Origin of the sequence: Chamaesiphon sp., assembly GCF_041737865.1 — a bacterium.
Classification (GTDB): Bacteria; Cyanobacteriota; Cyanobacteriia; order Cyanobacteriales; family Chamaesiphonaceae; genus Chamaesiphon.
Map to the genome: position 1 here is coordinate 13,902 of NZ_JBGSQZ010000261.1, position 15,603 is coordinate 29,504.

The window sequence follows — 15,603 nt, forward strand, 5'->3', positions numbered from 1 at the left end:
AGAATCGGGCGACTTAATGCCTATGTGCCGATTACTTACGCTTCTTCGGGTGCTTGAGCTAATTTTACTACCAACCGTCGATCGGGTTCTTGACCGCGACTGTAGGTGGATAGATCGCTATAGCTGGGATCGCTATCAAAAAAAGTGTGCATCTGGCGGCGTTCCGCTGAGGACATGGGTTGAAGGACGACTTCTGTGCCGTCGGCGCGGACACTAGTAGCAGCATCATCGGCGATCGCTTTGAGTGCGATCGCGCGGCGTTGGCGATACCCATCCAATTCGATCGTGTATCCTGCCTGTAGATCCGCTTCCTGATGGAGGTTTAGGCTAGCATTAGCTAGATATTGGATTGCATCGATCGTGGCCCCTTCGGAGCCGATTAAGAGTTCGATCTGTGCAGGTGTGAGCGAATCTTGTGCGATCGTCAGCCAGTAATGGGGAGCAATGGCTCCTTCTGGCTGTTGAGTATCGATCGTGGTGGCGATTCCTGATAGGTTCAGTAGTTGTTCTAACCACTGTTTGCCACGGTCTAAACGTTGGTCGATCATGTGGGGATAGTGGATGGTGGATGGTGAATAGTCAATAGTGGATCGGAGGATTGGTAGGTAGGGATTAGGTTTTGATGCAATATTCCTCAACCATCCACCATCTACCATTCACCATCCACTGAATTTAAGTTGCTTTTTTCTTAGATTTGGTTTTCTCGAACGGGATTTCCTCGCGATTGCTATTGTCTTTGGGTTTTTCGCGTTCTTGTTGATCTACCAATTTTTGTAATTCTGGTGGCAGAGGTTCGCGATTGACAAAGTAGGTTTGACCGAGTTGAAAGAGGTTCCCGATCGCCATGTACATCAAGACACCAGCGGGTAGTGGGAAGAATAAAAACATCCCCGAAAAAATAATCGGTGTGAATTTATTGACCGCTTGCTGTGCTTGTTCTTTTTCCGCACCTGTGTCGCCCCCACCTGCGAGTGCTGGCGTGGATGATGTGTTAGTCGATAGATTTTGGCTAACATACAGACTCAAGCCAAAGAAGACGATCATCGCGATGATATCCCAGTGGATTTTACCGTCTGGATCGATCGCGCCGACATGTCCGAGAGCTTCGATAAATAGGAATCCAGTGTTAGCTGCAATACCAGGAATTGTCCCTTTGAGGGTGACATCTCCAGGGGCGATCGCTTCGATCTGACCGTTAAGGCTGACTTTGACATTTTCCATCCCCTTAGTTACCGTCCATTCGGGGGTAAGTTTGGAGTCGGGATACTGAGCTGCTAATTCACTAAAAGGTTTGCCATCAATGCCTTTGAGTTCGACTTGAGCCTTTTGTCCGACACCAACAACATTCCCCGTCGGGATATTGGCAATTACGGGCGTGTGAATGTTGGTCGTGAAATAAATACTATGTGGTTCGCTATTAAATACCTGGGGCTGAACCTGTGCGATCTGTTCATTCGGGACGATCTGTAAGTTGACATTATAGTCAACGTTGGAAAATGGCGATCCACGCAGAGTGGCAAATAGCGCGAACAAGACGGGCATCTGAAGGACTACAGGCAGACAACCTGCCAAGGGGTTCCCGAACTCCTTGTAGACATCACTCATCGCCTGTTGTTGCTTGGTCGGATCGTCTTTGAACTGCTGCTGAATTTCCTTGACCCGTTTCTGCATCAATGGTTGAGAGATCTTGGTCTTTCGCATATTGCGAATCGAACCTGCTCCCAACGGATAGAGCGCGAACCGAATCACCAAGGTCAGCGCGACGATCGCCAACCCGTAGCTAGGCACGATTCCATAGAAAAAATCTATGATCGGCAACATTATATTGTTGGAAATAAATCCGATTCCAAAGTCCATTGTCAACTAGGTGTTAGGTATTAGGTGTTAGGTGTTAGGTGTTAGGTGTTAGGTGTTTTAGGTGTTAGGTGTTTTAGGTGTTAGGTGTTAGGTAAAGATCGACCATAATCCTTAATCCTAAACCCCGTCCGTTGTCAACTAGGTATTTTAGGTGTTAGATATTATGTAAAAATCGTTCGTAATTCCTAAAGCCTAAAGCCTAAAGCCTAAAGCCTAGACCCTGAAGCCTAAAATCTAAAGCCTAATTAAGTAATTTGAGCGGTAGCTTCGGCTTTCTCAGTTACGCTCAATAGGGGGTGTCCAGTTTTGGCAACTACGCGCTCGTTAATATAGTCATATATTTCGCGATAGCGCGGGATAGAGCGTAATTCTAGACGGCTACCATCTTTGAGGGTAACTACCATGTCTCCCCAAAATCCTAACCCACGCGGGATAGTTAGTGCATCAGTGATTTCCGAATACACAAGATCGGTTCGATCTTTGCCCATCCAACCACCAATCACCGATAGTCGGCGATCGGTAATCTTGTAGCGCAACCAAATTGCCCTAACGATCGAACCGATCGTCAATGGGATAAAAACTACAAATATTGCTAAAAATAAATGAAAAATTAGATCCCCAATATGTGGGCCACCTTCATAAAACGTTTCTTCTTTAATTCCCATCAAGTACCTCTGCGGCTGTCAACAACTGCTCTAATTCTCGCAAAATTTCGACATATTCGCACCCCTGTGCTGAAGGTCGGACTCCGATGACCACCGACCAGCCGCTGGTAATCTGCGGTAACAGTTGACGGAGAGCCGCTTTCACTTGTCTTTTGAGCAGATTGCGAATTACTGCTTTTTTACTGACTTTTTGACTGACAGATATCCCAAACCGAGTAGCAGGTAAATTTTCAGTACTAACCTCTGGCAAATATCGTAAACTTCTCAGTGTCAAATGCACCTGTTGATGACGTTTGCCGTGCTGATAAACTTTTTGAAAATCTTGCCTGCGTCTGAGTCGATGGGGTTTAGGCAATGACATCTGCTAGTGGCGACACGAACCTATACAGACAGGCGATGCCGTCCTCTGGCTCTGCGGGCTTTGATCACTTTTTGTCCTGTCCGCGAACGCATCCGCGCTCTGAACCCAGATGTTCTTTTTTGTTTGCGGTTAGTACCGCCGAGAGTACGCTTGGTCATAACTTATATCCGCTCGATTTGACTAATTATTAATATTGTGGTAAGCAAAAAAGCCACAATGCACCATTATAACAGCTATTGCGCTCGATCGCTCACCCCACGAGGCTCAAACATCTAAAATCGCTCTCCTAATCCAAACTGAATCCGCGTTTCATTGCGATCGTTTAAAGCATAATCGAGTCTGACGGGGCCGATCGGGGTCTGAAGAACGCGCAGACCAGCACCATAGCCAAATCCACTTCCTGGCTTGCTCCGCACGCCTGCGGGATTGCCAGGAACACTGCTGCCCGTGCCCAAATCGGTTCCATAGTCAGCAAAGATGCCCAAACCCAGGAATGAGACGATCGGGAACCGATATTCTGCGGTAACCTGGACATAGCTGCGTCCCGAACCGACATCGCCTTCCTCATATCCACGCACCCCCGACGTACCGCCGAGACTAAACGCCTCATAAGGCGGCAAATCACCCAGGATCGTGCCACCTTGGAGATTGAATAATAGTGACTGACTACCAGGATTAAAATTTATCAATTTTACTGGCACGTATTGGGTAAAACTCCCCCGTACTTTGGTCATCAAAATCTTGCCAGTACCAACCGGAACGGATTGGTCTACACCTAGTTTGAGTAGCGAACCTTGAGTCGGATCTGAGAAACTATTTCGGACATCTTGAGTCAGTCCCAATTGCAACATCAACAGATCGTCTTCTCCAGTTCTGATAAAGCTGAGATCGTTACCCTGCGAATCTTTAGGTACGATCGCACCTCCGCCAAAATCGCGAACTGAGACGCGTTGATATTGCAATCCTAGCGAACCGCGTAAGGTACTTCCATTAAATGGATCGCCATCGAGCGGACGGTTAAATGTAATCCCGCCACCTTGTCTGAGGATGCGTGGTGCATCGGTCGTCCCTGTTACGAAGACTGGAGTTTTACCACCATCAAAGATCGAGGATAGCGATTGGCGGCGGAAGGCATTGACACTGTATGATGTCCGATTGGGATCGGTGGCAATCCAAGGATCGGAAAAATTGAGATCGAAGATAGTATCGCGTGCGCCTACTTGAGCTTCAGCACTAAGTTTTTGATTATTCCCGCCCAGATTTTGGGTGCTAAAATTGACACTGGCCAAGAAGCCATTGGTGGAACTAAAACCCCCACTAGGGAATAGTGAGATAGTTTTGCGCTCGATGACATTGAGCTGAAGGATAACTTTTGCCGGATCGCTACCTGGCGCGAAGGATACGCGCACATCGTCGAATAAACCCAAACCATAAATTCGGCGCAGATCTTTTTCGGCAGTATTCCGGTTGAAGATCTTGCCTGGTTTTAACTCTGCCTCGCGGGTAATAATAAAAGGTCGAGTGTTGCCTGAAAATGGTTTTTTCTGCTCATCCACAACCGCACCTTCTTTATTCAAAAATTGCACCTGGACAGCTTCAATTACGCCTTCAGCGATGACTAAAGTCAGTTTGCCGTCGGGATTGAGTTCTTCGACATCGACGACTTGAGCGAGGTTGTAGCCCTGTTGCTGATAGAGTTGGTTTAGCCTTTCGATCGCGGCTTTGAGTTCGATCGCGTTTAACTTATTACCATATTGGGGCTTGAATATTTCCTCGATCGCGGCTGAAGTCAAGACGCTGCTACTATTAGCTGGCAGCGTTCTAATTTGGACTTGAGTTAGAGTGCTGTAAGGCTTAACCAAAAAGCTAATTTTCACGCCTGTGGTGGTATCTTCAGGGATAATTTCTACTGTAGAAAAGTCACCTAATGCTTTGACTGCATTCAAGTTTTGCTCCAATTGCTCGCGCGTAACTGACTGTCCGACTTTGACAGTCAAAGCTTGGCGAATTTTAGCTTCGAGTGTTGGTTCAAGTTGACCCTGCTCTGTTTTAATGATGATGTCGGAGATGATAACTTGTTTTGGAGCGTCTGGGGCAGTAGTGGGTGGATTAATTGGTTGAGGTTGGGGACTACTAGTAGGTTTTCGCGATTTGGGTTTCACTCTAACAATTTTGCGATCGAGACGATCTCCATCTGGCTCGATCTTGTGGCTGAGGGCTAGTGAGCTGGCGAGGTTTCGATCGATTGTTATTCTCTCGATTTGACTGGATTCTGCACGAGTTACCACTGAATTTAGTACTTGCATAAATGCAGTAATAGTGATGACTAAAAATAATTTCAAACGCATGTTTTATCGGCAGCAATTTTACTAAACTTAGTTGTAGATGAACTTATCCCCAAATGGTGCTAGTTCAATCGATCGAAACTGACTGCAAGATTTGTAGTTACTTGCGCTGATGCTTCTGGGGTGTTTGGATCTAGTTTATTTTTCTCAACTAGCCTGATTCCAGCGATTCTTCCCATCGCATCAATCCTAAACTGAGCAATCACAGCATCCGGCTCGGCTCTGTCAAAGATAATCCGGTATTTGTCACCGCCGATCGATCTGACGGATTTATAATTGCCATATCTCATGGTGCCAAGTTTTAAGCTCACATCTCGCTGGAATTGAATTGTACTCACATCTCCCACCCCTTTGATAAAAGCAGGTGTAAACCAATCAGCTTCTAATTTCTTAGCAATGATTAATCGCTCTAATGCTGCTGTAGGTGAAATAGTCGTAGTTGACATCGCTGCTGGATTGGAATTGGCGACGGTTGCCATTGGTGTTGTCATCCAGAGCGCACCAGTAATTAGTAACAAGTAGGCTAAATAAATTTTCATGCTTCAATCCCTCGATGCGGTTCGGGCTGTCGATCGATAAAATATTACACGATCGCACATTTAATAGAGGGTAGTCTAATCGCTAGGGCTGTGGCTATTCACCAAGGTCATACAAAATATGACTAAAGTCATATCAATCGATCTACCGATCGAATTAAAATTGAAGTACACATCGATCGACTCCTGATGACAATACCGCCAGTTTCGCTCAAGATGCGTCGATCGCTCTTTGTTATCGAGCTATTTGCTCTAGCTTTCAGCGTTTGGTTGATTTTTGCAAATCCACTGCTACAAAAGTCACCATCAGTACTCATACATACAGTTTTATTCGTACTTGCATTTATTCCTTATATTATATTTCTCCCTGCCAATCTTCCACTTTGGCAAAGAAGAATTTACATCATTCTAGCAATCTTAACTGTCATTATTTCTGAGTATTATGAATTTGTTAGCTTTAGCCTCTACTGTACTTTTTTATTAAAGACTTGTTTTTTATTGCCTCGAATTGAAGCGATCGTTATCGCGATCGTCTTCTTGGTTGTAAGTAGTTGTAGCTATATATTTCGAGTACCCGATGTAATCGAACGGATGCAAATCACCGAGATCGGATTGTACCTAAATCAATCTAGATTAATAACTGGTTATATAGCCAGCTATTTCGGTAATTGTATTTTTGTTTTACTACTGGGCAATATTTGGATAGAAGAACAAAAATCTCGCCAAAAAGCCGAACGTCTCACCAAGCAAGTCGAAACACTGGCTACAGATTTAGAACGAAATCGGATTGCTCGTGATATTCACGATACATTAGGGCATTCGCTGACTTCATTAGATGTGCAAATCGAACTCGCTCAAAGATTGCAATTAACTGAGCCTGTGCGAGCGCAACAATCGATCGATCTTGCCAAAAAACTTAGCTCTCAAGCCATTGAGAACGTCCGCCAAGCCTTGGGTACGATGAAGCGATCGAATTTTGACCTGACCGAAGCGGTCATCGCTTTATCAGAGCAAAATCACCCTTTCCAGGTAATAGTAAATATTCAGTTTCCTCAACTTTCACTTCAATCGAGCTATCAGCTTTACTGTATCATTCAAGAGTCATTAACCAATATTCAAAAACACGCCCAAGCAGAACAAGTCATAATCTCCAGTACAATCGGGACTCGCGGTACTATTTTAGAGATCTGCGATAATGGGAAAGGATTCGATCTCGCTCGACCTCACGCTGGATTTGGATTGAGAAATATGAAAGAACGCGTTCAATGTTTGGGAGGAGATTTCCATCTAAATAGCCAGTTGGGACAGGGTACACAAATTAAAATATTTATACCTATTTGAGAGGAATTCAAATATTTATCGATCGACTGTTGGCTCTCAAATAATCAAAAGTTATGATTCGTTTATTATTAGTTGACGATCTGGTGATTTTTAGGCAAGGATTAGCGGCACTGATTAGCCTCGAACCAGATATCGAAGTTGTGGGTGAAGCAGGTAATGGCGAAGAGGCAATTTTACTCGCCCAAACGCTGCGCCCAGATGTAATTTTGATGGATGTGCGGATGCCAATTTGCAACGGTGTGGAAGCAACTAAAGTTATTCATCAGCGATTTCCGTGGATTCGGATTATGGTGTTGACGACATTTGATGAAGATGAATATATCTGTCAATCGCTGCAAAATGGTGCGCTGGGATATATCCTTAAAAGTACTCCATCCCAACAGCTAGCAGCAACAATTCGGAGTTTGGAGCGTGGTTTTGGACAACTAGATCCGGCGATCGCACTCAAGGTATTTGCGCGTATTCCCGAACGTGAAATCATGCCAACATCTATACCCGCAGTATTAGAACAGTTTAATCATAGTGAAATTGAAATTCTCAAGCACATTGGTAAAGGTAAAAGTAATCGTGAAATCGCGATCGATCTTCATCTCACAGAAGGAACTATTAAAAACTATGTGACTAATATTTTGAGCTGTCTGAATTTACGCGATCGACTAAAAACTATGTGACTAATATTTTGAGCTGTCTGAATTTACGCGATCGACTTCAGGTCGCGCTATGGGTTGCTCGAAATTTCACAGATTGAATCAGTGGTTATTTGCATAGATCCCGATCTCCTCCCGATTTAAATTACTCACAAAAAAGGGTACCCAGGCGAGGTACCCATTTAGATTAGATTGCGATTACCTCCGGTACGCTACGCGAACGATTTATGGTCTGATGCGATTGGGTAAAGCGAGTTGGGGGCGATTGTTTACAGGTGCAGTCGGTACGTCTTGCAATAGTACCTCGCGAATCAACCGAGCTGCCATCCGTTGGGTCAAACCGCTGGCGATTTTTTGTCCGAAGGATTGGGTTTCGGACTTGAATAATATCTGGGGGATCTTAGGTAAAACGATCGTCGGATCGAAGCCTTTAGTCTGCTGCAAGATGTTCCAAATCCGTTGGATGTGTCCCAGCCCTTCGGATAACTCTTGGGTGTTGTTGACGGTTGCTGGTACCTTCATGCCGATCCCTTTCTGGATGGCGTGGGTGACATTTTGGAGGGTATTGTTACCAAAATTGTCTAAGCCTCGGATGATTTCATCGGCGAGGTAGTCGCGGATAAAGGTACCGCGCTCGGAGAGAATGAAATCTAAGGTTTGGTCGATGACTTGGTTGAGATCGTACTCGTCGCTACTGCGGGCATTATTGAGCAGATTTTCGAGGCGATTCCAGCGGAAGGAACCATCTTTAAATAAGAGTTCTTTGAGGGAGTTTCGCAGATCTGGAGCGGGATCGGTGAGTAGTCGTTTGGCGACGTAGGGATAAGCTTTGGCGAGTACCTTGAAGTTAGGATCGACAGAAATGGCAATTCCTTCGAGGGTGGCAAGCGATCGCAGGATCAATGCGTAGTAAGCTGGCACTTGGAAGGGAAACTCATACATTACGCCCGATAATTGGTCGGTAACGCTCTTAAAATCTAAGTCAGCAATATTGGTGCCGCTAATGCCGAGCGAACTATTAAAAACGTACGTCAAAGCGGGAATAATTGGGGTGAGATCTGTATCTGGAGTCAGAAATTCCAACTTGACAAAATCTCGTCCTAGCCCATCAAAATCTCGATTGACTAAATGCACGATCGCTTCTACTAACCCGTATCGTTGGTATGGTTTAACTTGGCTCATCATCCCAAAATCTAGGTAAGCTAATTTACCATCGGGTGTCGCTAAAAGATTACCAGGATGAGGATCGGCATGGAAGAAACCGTGTTCTAATAATTGTCGGAGCGAACATTGAACGCCAACTTCTACTAGATATGTCGCATCGAGTCCTTGCGCGGCGACTGCTTCGAGGTTGGTTAATTTTGTTCCGGTAATCCACTCCATTGTTAGAACGCGTCTACCTGTATATTGCCAGTAAATACTGGGTACGTAGATATCCTGCATACTGCCATATAATGCGGCAAACTTTTCGGCGTTGCGCCCTTCGTTTTCGTAGTCCATTTCCTCGAAGATCCGCTCGGCAAATTCATCGACGATCGAAACTAAGTTACTCCGAATCTGTGGGAAATTAATTTGCGCCCAAATAGATAGAGTCCGCACGACATGTAAATCTAAGCCGATGCTATCGGCGAGTCCTGGACGTTGGACTTTGATCGCGACGGTTTCACCACTCCAGAGTTTGCCTTTATATACTTGTCCGAGTGAAGCGGCGGCGATCGGTAAATCGCTAATTTCAGCATAGATGGCTTCGGGTCTGTCACCGAGTTCTTCTTCGATAAATTGATAGGCAATTTCGTTAGAAAAGGCGGGGATATTATCTTGGAGTTGTGCTAGTTCTTCTAAAAATTGGGGCGGTACTAAGTCAGGACGTGTAGAGAGTGCCTGACCGATTTTAATATACGCTGGCCCCAATTTAGTTAATAATGTCCGAATTTGGATCGCACGTTTACCTAGATTTTCTTTGCTGCGGTTGGTAAATTTGTCAAGCAACAACCCAAATGCAAAGTTAAAGATCGGTAGGAAAATACTGAGGAAGCGACCAAATACTTTGAGGGGCTGACTACTATAGTATTCGGCGGTAGCGATCGGATCGTAGCCTAGCCATGTTTCGTCGGCAATTTCTTTCACTCGTCTGGAGTTCACAACTTCTGCATCAGCCACTAGTTCTGTGGATACGGCGGCATCTGACTGGTTAGACGGAGCATCGACTCGATTCATCTCTGGTGAGAACTGATTAGAAGATGTGGTGTTCATGAGGTGGTGATAATTAGCCCTATTAAGTATTGTAACAATTTTTAGGAACTGACAGGGGATATTATCTATGCTAACGCCACTAGCCTGTTTAGGTGTGGGGGTTGTCCGCGTGGGCGAGATCGGGATGCCGATCGTTATTTTTATGTGTAGTGTTGGCTTGGATCTGCTGGGACTAAGCTTGACGGTAGACGAAGAGAATTTGTGAGATTCGTTTTTCCTAGTGGGGGCAGAACCCGGCTCTCCGTTGAGAGGCGGGTTCTGCCCCTCAAACTCCCCTGCGTAAGGTTCGATTTGTGTGGATCTAGGCGCGGCATTCGCTCCATGTTAGATTTTAGTTCGAGGTTACTGGACTATAATTTAGCTTGAATTTGACTGCCCCAATCCTATCTACTCCCTTCTACCCTCTACCCCTAAAGCCTAAAGCCTAAAGCCTAAAGCCTAAAGCCTAAAGCCTAACTAAATGATAGATTTTGAATTACATCAACGCTGGATGGAGCGATCGATCGAGTTGGCGACAGATGCAGGAAATGCTGGTGAGGTGCCTGTTGGGGCGGTAATTATAAGCCCTGAAGGTGAGATAATTGCGGAGGGTGAAAATCGGCGGGAACGCGATCGAGATCCGACGGCTCATGCGGAAATTGTGGCGATTCGAGCGGCGGGTGCGTATTTAGATAATTGGCATCTCGATCGATGTACGCTGTATGTGACGCTCGAACCCTGTCCGATGTGTGCTGGTGCGATCGTCGCTGCAAGGTTGGGGTTATTGGTATATGGTGCTGATGATGCCAAAACTGGGAGCGTTCGCACGGTGTTAAATATTCCCGATAGTGCAGCTTCCAATCATAAATTAACTGTAATTGGTGGTATTTTAGAATCCACTTGTCGTCAACAATTAAGAGATTGGTTTCGTCACAAGCGAACTCGATCGAACCAATAAAAATTTAACGATCGACTATAGCGATCCTAAATCAGCTATTCCCTTAGGTGCGTTACGCTTCGCGATAACACACCCTACAGTATTCTTACTATCAACTGTCAACTATCGACTCTTGACTGAATATTTCTGTTAGTACGACATTAGAAAATAATAATCCTTCTGGGTCTGATAATCTCAAGTGACGATCGCGATGTTCGATCGAGTCAATCTCTACCCATCCTTGTTGTTGATATCGCTGGACGCATTTTAATAAATTGTCTACTCGATCGACTCCAAATTCAGCTAAGATCGATCGCAAGCTGACACCTTGAGTCAGTCGCAATCCTAGCATGAAGGTTTCTAAAAACCGATCCTCTACTGAGGTGATTACTTCTTGCCAATCGCAGCCGTCGGCTACCCATTGATAATATTCCTGAGTTTTGCGGGGACGAGTGAAGCGATAACCCTCTAGATAACTGGCTGCACCCATCCCGAAGGCATAATAGGATTGATTTTGCCAGTAGGTGAGATTGTGGCGACACTGGTAGTCAATGTTGCGGACGTAGCTAGAAATTTCGTAGTGGTGGTAGCCAGCACCTGTGAGAGTCTGCTGGGCGAGGCGAAACATCTGGGCGGTAGCTTCATCGCTGGGTAGGGGGGTATTCCCTGGTTGATACTGTTTGGCAAAGGGGGTTTGGACTTCGACTACGAGATCGTAACAGGCGATGTGCATGGGGTTGAGGGCGATTGCAGATTCTAGAGAAGCTACCCAGTCAGCGATCGTTTGTTGCGGTAAGCCAGAAATCAGATCTAAGCTCCAGTTCTCGACACCGCCCTGATGAAGTAGCTCTACAGCATGGTAAATATCGCTCACAGTGTGCGATCGACCGCATAATTGCAGTAGGTTGTCTTGAAATGCTTGCACGCCAATACTGACGCGATTTACCCCCGCCTGGAGATATCCCTGAAGTTGGGCTAGATCGAAGGTGCCTGGATCGATTTCCATCGAGATTTCGGCATTACTGGCAATTCCAAATTTAGCTGCTAACCAGTCTAAAATCTGCCCTAATTGTGCGACTGTGAGGAGGGAAGGGGTACCACCACCAAAGAAAATTGTTTCTAGGGGTCGATCGTAGCTGACTTGTGCCGCAATTTCTTTGCCTAATCGCTCGACATAGAGTTGGATATTTCCAGAGGTAGATCCATTGTGCCGATCTCCGACTACAAATACGGGAAAGTCGCAGTAGAAGCACCGCCGCCGACAGAAGGGGATATGAATATAAGCCGCAGTTGGCAGCATGTTGATAGTTGATAGTTGTAGGGTGTGTTATCGCGCAGCGTAACGCACCAATGTTTAATACTGGGGATTTCAATCCCAAATCTTTGTTAGATCGGCTTTAATCAACGTTCGTCTTTGGACATCATCAGTTCGACAAAGTTGGTGTATACTTCACCTTTGATAAAATCGGGATGTTCGAGAATCCGTTGATGAAAATTAATCGTTGTCGGTACGCCCGTAATTGCATACTCGCGGAGGGCGCGGCGCATCCGGCGAATTGCTGTATCTCGATCGACTCCCCAGACGATTAATTTGCCAATCAGAGAGTCATAAAAGGGTGGAATCTCATAATCGGTATACACATGGGAATCGATCCGCACTCCTGGGCCGCCTGGAGCCAGATAACCAGTGATTTTACCAGGGGATGGGCGGAAATTGTGGTCGGGATCTTCGGCATTGACTCGACATTCGATCGAGTGTCCTTTTAGTACTACTTGCTCTTGGGTGAATGACATTTTTTCACCTTGGGCGACGCGGATTTGCTCGGCAATCAGATCTAGTCCGGTAATCATTTCGGTGACGGGATGTTCGACTTGGATGCGGGTATTCATCTCCATGAAGTAGAAATCACCATGTTTATCGAGCAAGAATTCGACGGTACCCACTCCAGCATAGTCGATCGATTTGGCGGCGGCGATCGCTGCTGCACCCATTTTTTGCCGAAGTTCGGGAGTCAAGGCTGGGCTGGGAGCTTCTTCTAGTAGCTTCTGATGCCGCCGTTGGATCGAGCAATCGCGTTCGCCGAGATAGACGACATTCCCGTAGTTATCGGCGAGGATTTGAAACTCGATATGACGCGGACATTCGATAAATTTCTCGACATATACGCCACCATTCCCGAATGCGGCTTCTGCTTCGCCTTGGGCGGCATGATATAACCGCACTAAGTCCGCCTCTTCTCGGACTAGCCGCATTCCGCGCCCACCACCGCCAGCGGTAGCTTTGATCATGACTGGATAGCCAATTTCAGCGGCGACTCTGAGGGCTGCTTCGGCATCGGCGAGGAGTCCATCGCTCCCAGGTACGGTGGGAACGCCCACCCGTTTCATCGTTTCTTTGGCAGTGGATTTGTCCCCCATTGCCCGCATTGCGGCTGGGGAAGGGCCGATAAAGGTGAGATGATGATCGGCGCAAATCTCGGCAAAGCGGGCGTTCTCTGCCAGAAAGCCATAGCCAGGATGGATCGCGATCGCATTGCGGGTCAGTGCAGCAGATATAATATTGGGGATATTGAGATAACTTTTACTGCCAATTGGTTCGCCGATACATACCGCTTCATCGGCGAGTTGGACGTGGAGAGCCTTGCGATCGATCGTCGAATGCACTGCAACTGTGCCAATCCCCATCTCGCCACAGGTACGAATAATTCTCAGAGCGATTTCACCCCGATTGGCAATTAAGATTTTAGAAAATGACATTGTGATAAAAATTCCTAACTTCTGAAGATGGGGATGGTGACAGATTTTATTTTCAGGCTCATGACTCAGTATATACAAAGTGGTGAGCCTGTTCTCATTTCACCCCATCCCATGCCAGGATCGATCTATGTAAACCAATGGAAATGTGACCCCAAAATCCACGTTGGATCGTCACTTTTGATAAGCTTTGGGTGTCATCCCGGTCATCTGACGGAAGACTTTTGTGAGATGAGTTTGATTTGCAAAGCCGCAATCTAGGGCAATGGTGCTAATTGCAATCGATTGCTTTTCCAGTAATTGCTTGGCTCGTTCCACACGTTGTTGCATCAAATACTGATAGGGTGCAATTCCCACCGATTGCTTGAAGGAGCGGCTAAAGTGGGATGCGCTCATGCCAGTCAGGGTCGCCAAATCCAAAATTGATAAATCTTGTGTCAAATTCGCCTTCATGTAATCAATAACGCGCTCCAACTGTGACTGGGGTAAACCGTTGGCTTTGAACTCAAACGCAGGTTTGCTGACTGCATAGTTCTGCACCAAACGAGCAGCAAGTGCTGTTCCCAATAACTCACCATACAACCTACCAGACATACAACCCGTTTGGATTTCCAGCTTGAGCGCGAGGGCTAATTGTTGGATTACCGGATCGTCGATCGCAAACTGTGGAATCAGTTCTATTTCACGCGGCATCAATTCCTGAGTGGTTTGATTCAGCAATGTTGGACAAATCGCGATCGTTGAAAATTCGACCTCCCGATCCCAATTTGTCCAATGACTTAGAAATGCTGGGATAACATCTACGCGACCGTTCCCGTGGGCATATTGTTTAAATTTACCGTCCAAATGACGCTCTGCCTGAAAGCAACTTTTGGGGTCTGTGATTACCAGTGAATGCTGTAGAAGGCAATGCTCCACCGTTTTGTGGGGAGGATGGCAGTAGTGGGTGAAGGTTAACCCTTGCCATCCCGTATGATAACTAGCTACTAGGGGTGTTTGTGGAAGCACTCGCGCTGCTTCTTGTTGGTTTGTAAAATCGAGTGTGGAGGTTGCATGATTCACCATTGGCTTTAACCCAGTCAAGATTTCACATCCCAAGCAGGATTAGGATAATTTTAGCAGAATTGGATGAGACGGCACGTTACGGCTAAGACTATTGTAGGGGGTGTCCACAAAAGGCGATCGTACCGAGTATCCCAATCGAAGGGATAAAATTCGGCCAATAGACAAGTTAGACACTATTCCATCTCCTTCACCTACCTCTTATGCCACAACCTGTTCCAGAAATCGAGCTGCTACGTGCAGCCTATGCAGCTTTCAACGCGCGCGACATCGATCGCGCCCTCGCCCTCATGACTCCCGACGTGACCTGGCCCAGAGCGTTTAAAGGCGGTTTTGTCCGTGGGCCTGAAGAAGTCCGCGCTTACTGGACAGAGCAGTGGAGCGAGATCGATGGACACGTCGAGCCAGTTGCCTTTCACTTGGAGGATGCTGGGCAGGTCTTGGTCGATGTGCATCAGGTCGTGCGCGATCTAGCCGGAGCCGTGCTTGCCGATGAGCACGTTGGCCACCGTTTCACCATTGGGCATGGCTTGATTCAAGCGATGGAAGTCTGTCCACTTCCATCGTCTAGCCTCGGTACTTAACCAGTTGTTGTTCAATAGACCTCTTGCGAAAGTCCGAGGTTAACTGTGATGAGAGGGTAGCGATTCGCGCTCGTCGGGTTCCCCGACGGTTCAGCGAATCAAGACAGAGGGTAGGGGATAGAGGGTAGGAGGTAGGGGGTAGGGTGTAGGGTGGGCACTGCCCACCATCTAGGTTTCAGACATAACCGCCAATCTGCCACCCACCACAAACAACTTAACCGCGTTTTTGAACTGTAAATAGACCTTCTGGACGGTAACGAATTAGGACGATGACGGCAGCCA

At 46.5% G+C, this 15,603-nt stretch carries 16 protein-coding genes; 5 read left to right on the forward strand and 11 right to left on the reverse strand.

The window, feature by feature from the left end:
• Nucleotides 1-35: 35 nt before the first annotated feature.
• The 7 genes from ACEW9J_RS19885 to ACEW9J_RS19915 all read right to left on the reverse strand — a co-directional run bounded on the left by ACEW9J_RS19885 (nt 36) and on the right by ACEW9J_RS19915 (nt 5,767).
• Nucleotides 36-656, reverse strand: coding sequence for a protein jag (locus tag ACEW9J_RS19885; RefSeq protein WP_373546826.1), 621 nt, complete (start codon nt 654-656; stop codon nt 36-38).
• A gap of 16 nt (nt 657-672) precedes the next feature.
• Nucleotides 673-1,857 carry a membrane protein insertase YidC gene (gene yidC / locus ACEW9J_RS19890; protein ID WP_373546827.1) on the reverse strand — a complete coding sequence of 395 codons (1,185 nt, stop codon included), beginning with the start codon at nt 1,855-1,857 and terminating at the stop codon, nt 673-675.
• A 245-nt stretch (nt 1,858-2,102) separates the two neighbouring features.
• Nucleotides 2,103-2,522 (reverse strand): PH domain-containing protein, encoded by a 420-nt coding sequence (locus ACEW9J_RS19895; RefSeq protein WP_373546828.1) that lies wholly within the window; start codon nt 2,520-2,522, stop codon nt 2,103-2,105.
• Nucleotides 2,512-2,883: a ribonuclease P protein component gene (gene rnpA, locus ACEW9J_RS19900; RefSeq protein ID WP_373546829.1), complete on the reverse strand. Its 372-nt coding sequence runs from the start codon at nt 2,881-2,883 to the stop codon at nt 2,512-2,514. Before rnpA ends, ACEW9J_RS19895 begins: the two co-directional genes overlap by 11 nt.
• 20 nt (nt 2,884-2,903) lie before the next feature.
• Nucleotides 2,904-3,041, reverse strand: a complete 138-nt coding sequence (rpmH, locus tag ACEW9J_RS19905; RefSeq protein WP_015162297.1) for a 50S ribosomal protein L34 — start codon at nt 3,039-3,041, stop codon at nt 2,904-2,906.
• Nucleotides 3,042-3,155: 114 nt separating this feature from the next.
• The gene (locus tag ACEW9J_RS19910; RefSeq protein ID WP_373546830.1) at nt 3,156-5,231 is read right to left on the reverse strand and encodes a BamA/TamA family outer membrane protein; all 2,076 of its coding nucleotides are present in this window, start codon (nt 5,229-5,231) and stop codon (nt 3,156-3,158) included.
• Nucleotides 5,232-5,290: 59 nt separating this feature from the next.
• On the reverse strand, nt 5,291-5,767 hold the full coding sequence (locus ACEW9J_RS19915) for a hypothetical protein (protein WP_373546831.1): 477 nt from the start codon (nt 5,765-5,767) through the stop codon (nt 5,291-5,293).
• A 186-nt stretch (nt 5,768-5,953) separates the two neighbouring features.
• Here ACEW9J_RS19915 and ACEW9J_RS19920 point away from each other — a divergent pair, with 186 nt between their 5' ends.
• A complete protein-coding gene (locus ACEW9J_RS19920) occupies nt 5,954-7,105 on the forward strand; it encodes a sensor histidine kinase (protein WP_373546832.1) in 1,152 nt (383 codons plus the stop codon).
• Nucleotides 7,106-7,158: 53 nt separating this feature from the next.
• Nucleotides 7,159-7,776 carry a response regulator gene (locus ACEW9J_RS19925; RefSeq protein ID WP_373546833.1) on the forward strand — a complete coding sequence of 206 codons (618 nt, stop codon included), beginning with the start codon at nt 7,159-7,161 and terminating at the stop codon, nt 7,774-7,776.
• Between the two features lie 201 nt (nt 7,777-7,977).
• Here the strand turns inward: ACEW9J_RS19925 and ACEW9J_RS19930 are convergent, their stop codons facing one another.
• A complete protein-coding gene (locus ACEW9J_RS19930; RefSeq protein ID WP_373546834.1) occupies nt 7,978-10,005 on the reverse strand; it encodes an ABC1 kinase family protein in 2,028 nt (675 codons plus the stop codon).
• Nucleotides 10,006-10,072: 67 nt separating this feature from the next.
• Here ACEW9J_RS19930 and ACEW9J_RS19935 point away from each other — a divergent pair, with 67 nt between their 5' ends.
• A complete protein-coding gene (locus ACEW9J_RS19935) occupies nt 10,073-10,210 on the forward strand; it encodes a hypothetical protein (RefSeq protein ID WP_373546835.1) in 138 nt (45 codons plus the stop codon).
• A 255-nt stretch (nt 10,211-10,465) separates the two neighbouring features.
• On the forward strand, nt 10,466-10,942 hold the full coding sequence (gene tadA / locus ACEW9J_RS19940; protein ID WP_373546836.1) for a tRNA adenosine(34) deaminase TadA: 477 nt from the start codon (nt 10,466-10,468) through the stop codon (nt 10,940-10,942).
• 91 nt (nt 10,943-11,033) lie between these two features.
• Here tadA and hemW read toward each other — a convergent pair whose 3' ends face one another.
• The 3 genes from hemW to ACEW9J_RS19955 all read right to left on the reverse strand — a co-directional run bounded on the left by hemW (nt 11,034) and on the right by ACEW9J_RS19955 (nt 14,740).
• Entirely contained in the window at nt 11,034-12,221 is a 1,188-nt protein-coding gene (hemW, locus tag ACEW9J_RS19945; protein WP_373546837.1) for a radical SAM family heme chaperone HemW, read from the reverse strand.
• 101 nt (nt 12,222-12,322) lie between these two features.
• Nucleotides 12,323-13,678 carry an acetyl-CoA carboxylase biotin carboxylase subunit gene (gene accC / locus ACEW9J_RS19950; RefSeq protein ID WP_373546838.1) on the reverse strand — a complete coding sequence of 452 codons (1,356 nt, stop codon included), beginning with the start codon at nt 13,676-13,678 and terminating at the stop codon, nt 12,323-12,325.
• A 171-nt stretch (nt 13,679-13,849) separates the two neighbouring features.
• Nucleotides 13,850-14,740, reverse strand: coding sequence for a helix-turn-helix domain-containing protein (locus tag ACEW9J_RS19955; protein WP_373546839.1), 891 nt, complete (start codon nt 14,738-14,740; stop codon nt 13,850-13,852).
• A gap of 200 nt (nt 14,741-14,940) precedes the next feature.
• On the opposite strand from ACEW9J_RS19955, the gene ACEW9J_RS19960 reads away from it, so the two are divergent.
• Nucleotides 14,941-15,321, forward strand: coding sequence for a nuclear transport factor 2 family protein (locus ACEW9J_RS19960; protein ID WP_373546840.1), 381 nt, complete (start codon nt 14,941-14,943; stop codon nt 15,319-15,321).
• The last annotated feature ends 282 nt before the right edge of the window (nt 15,322-15,603 follow it).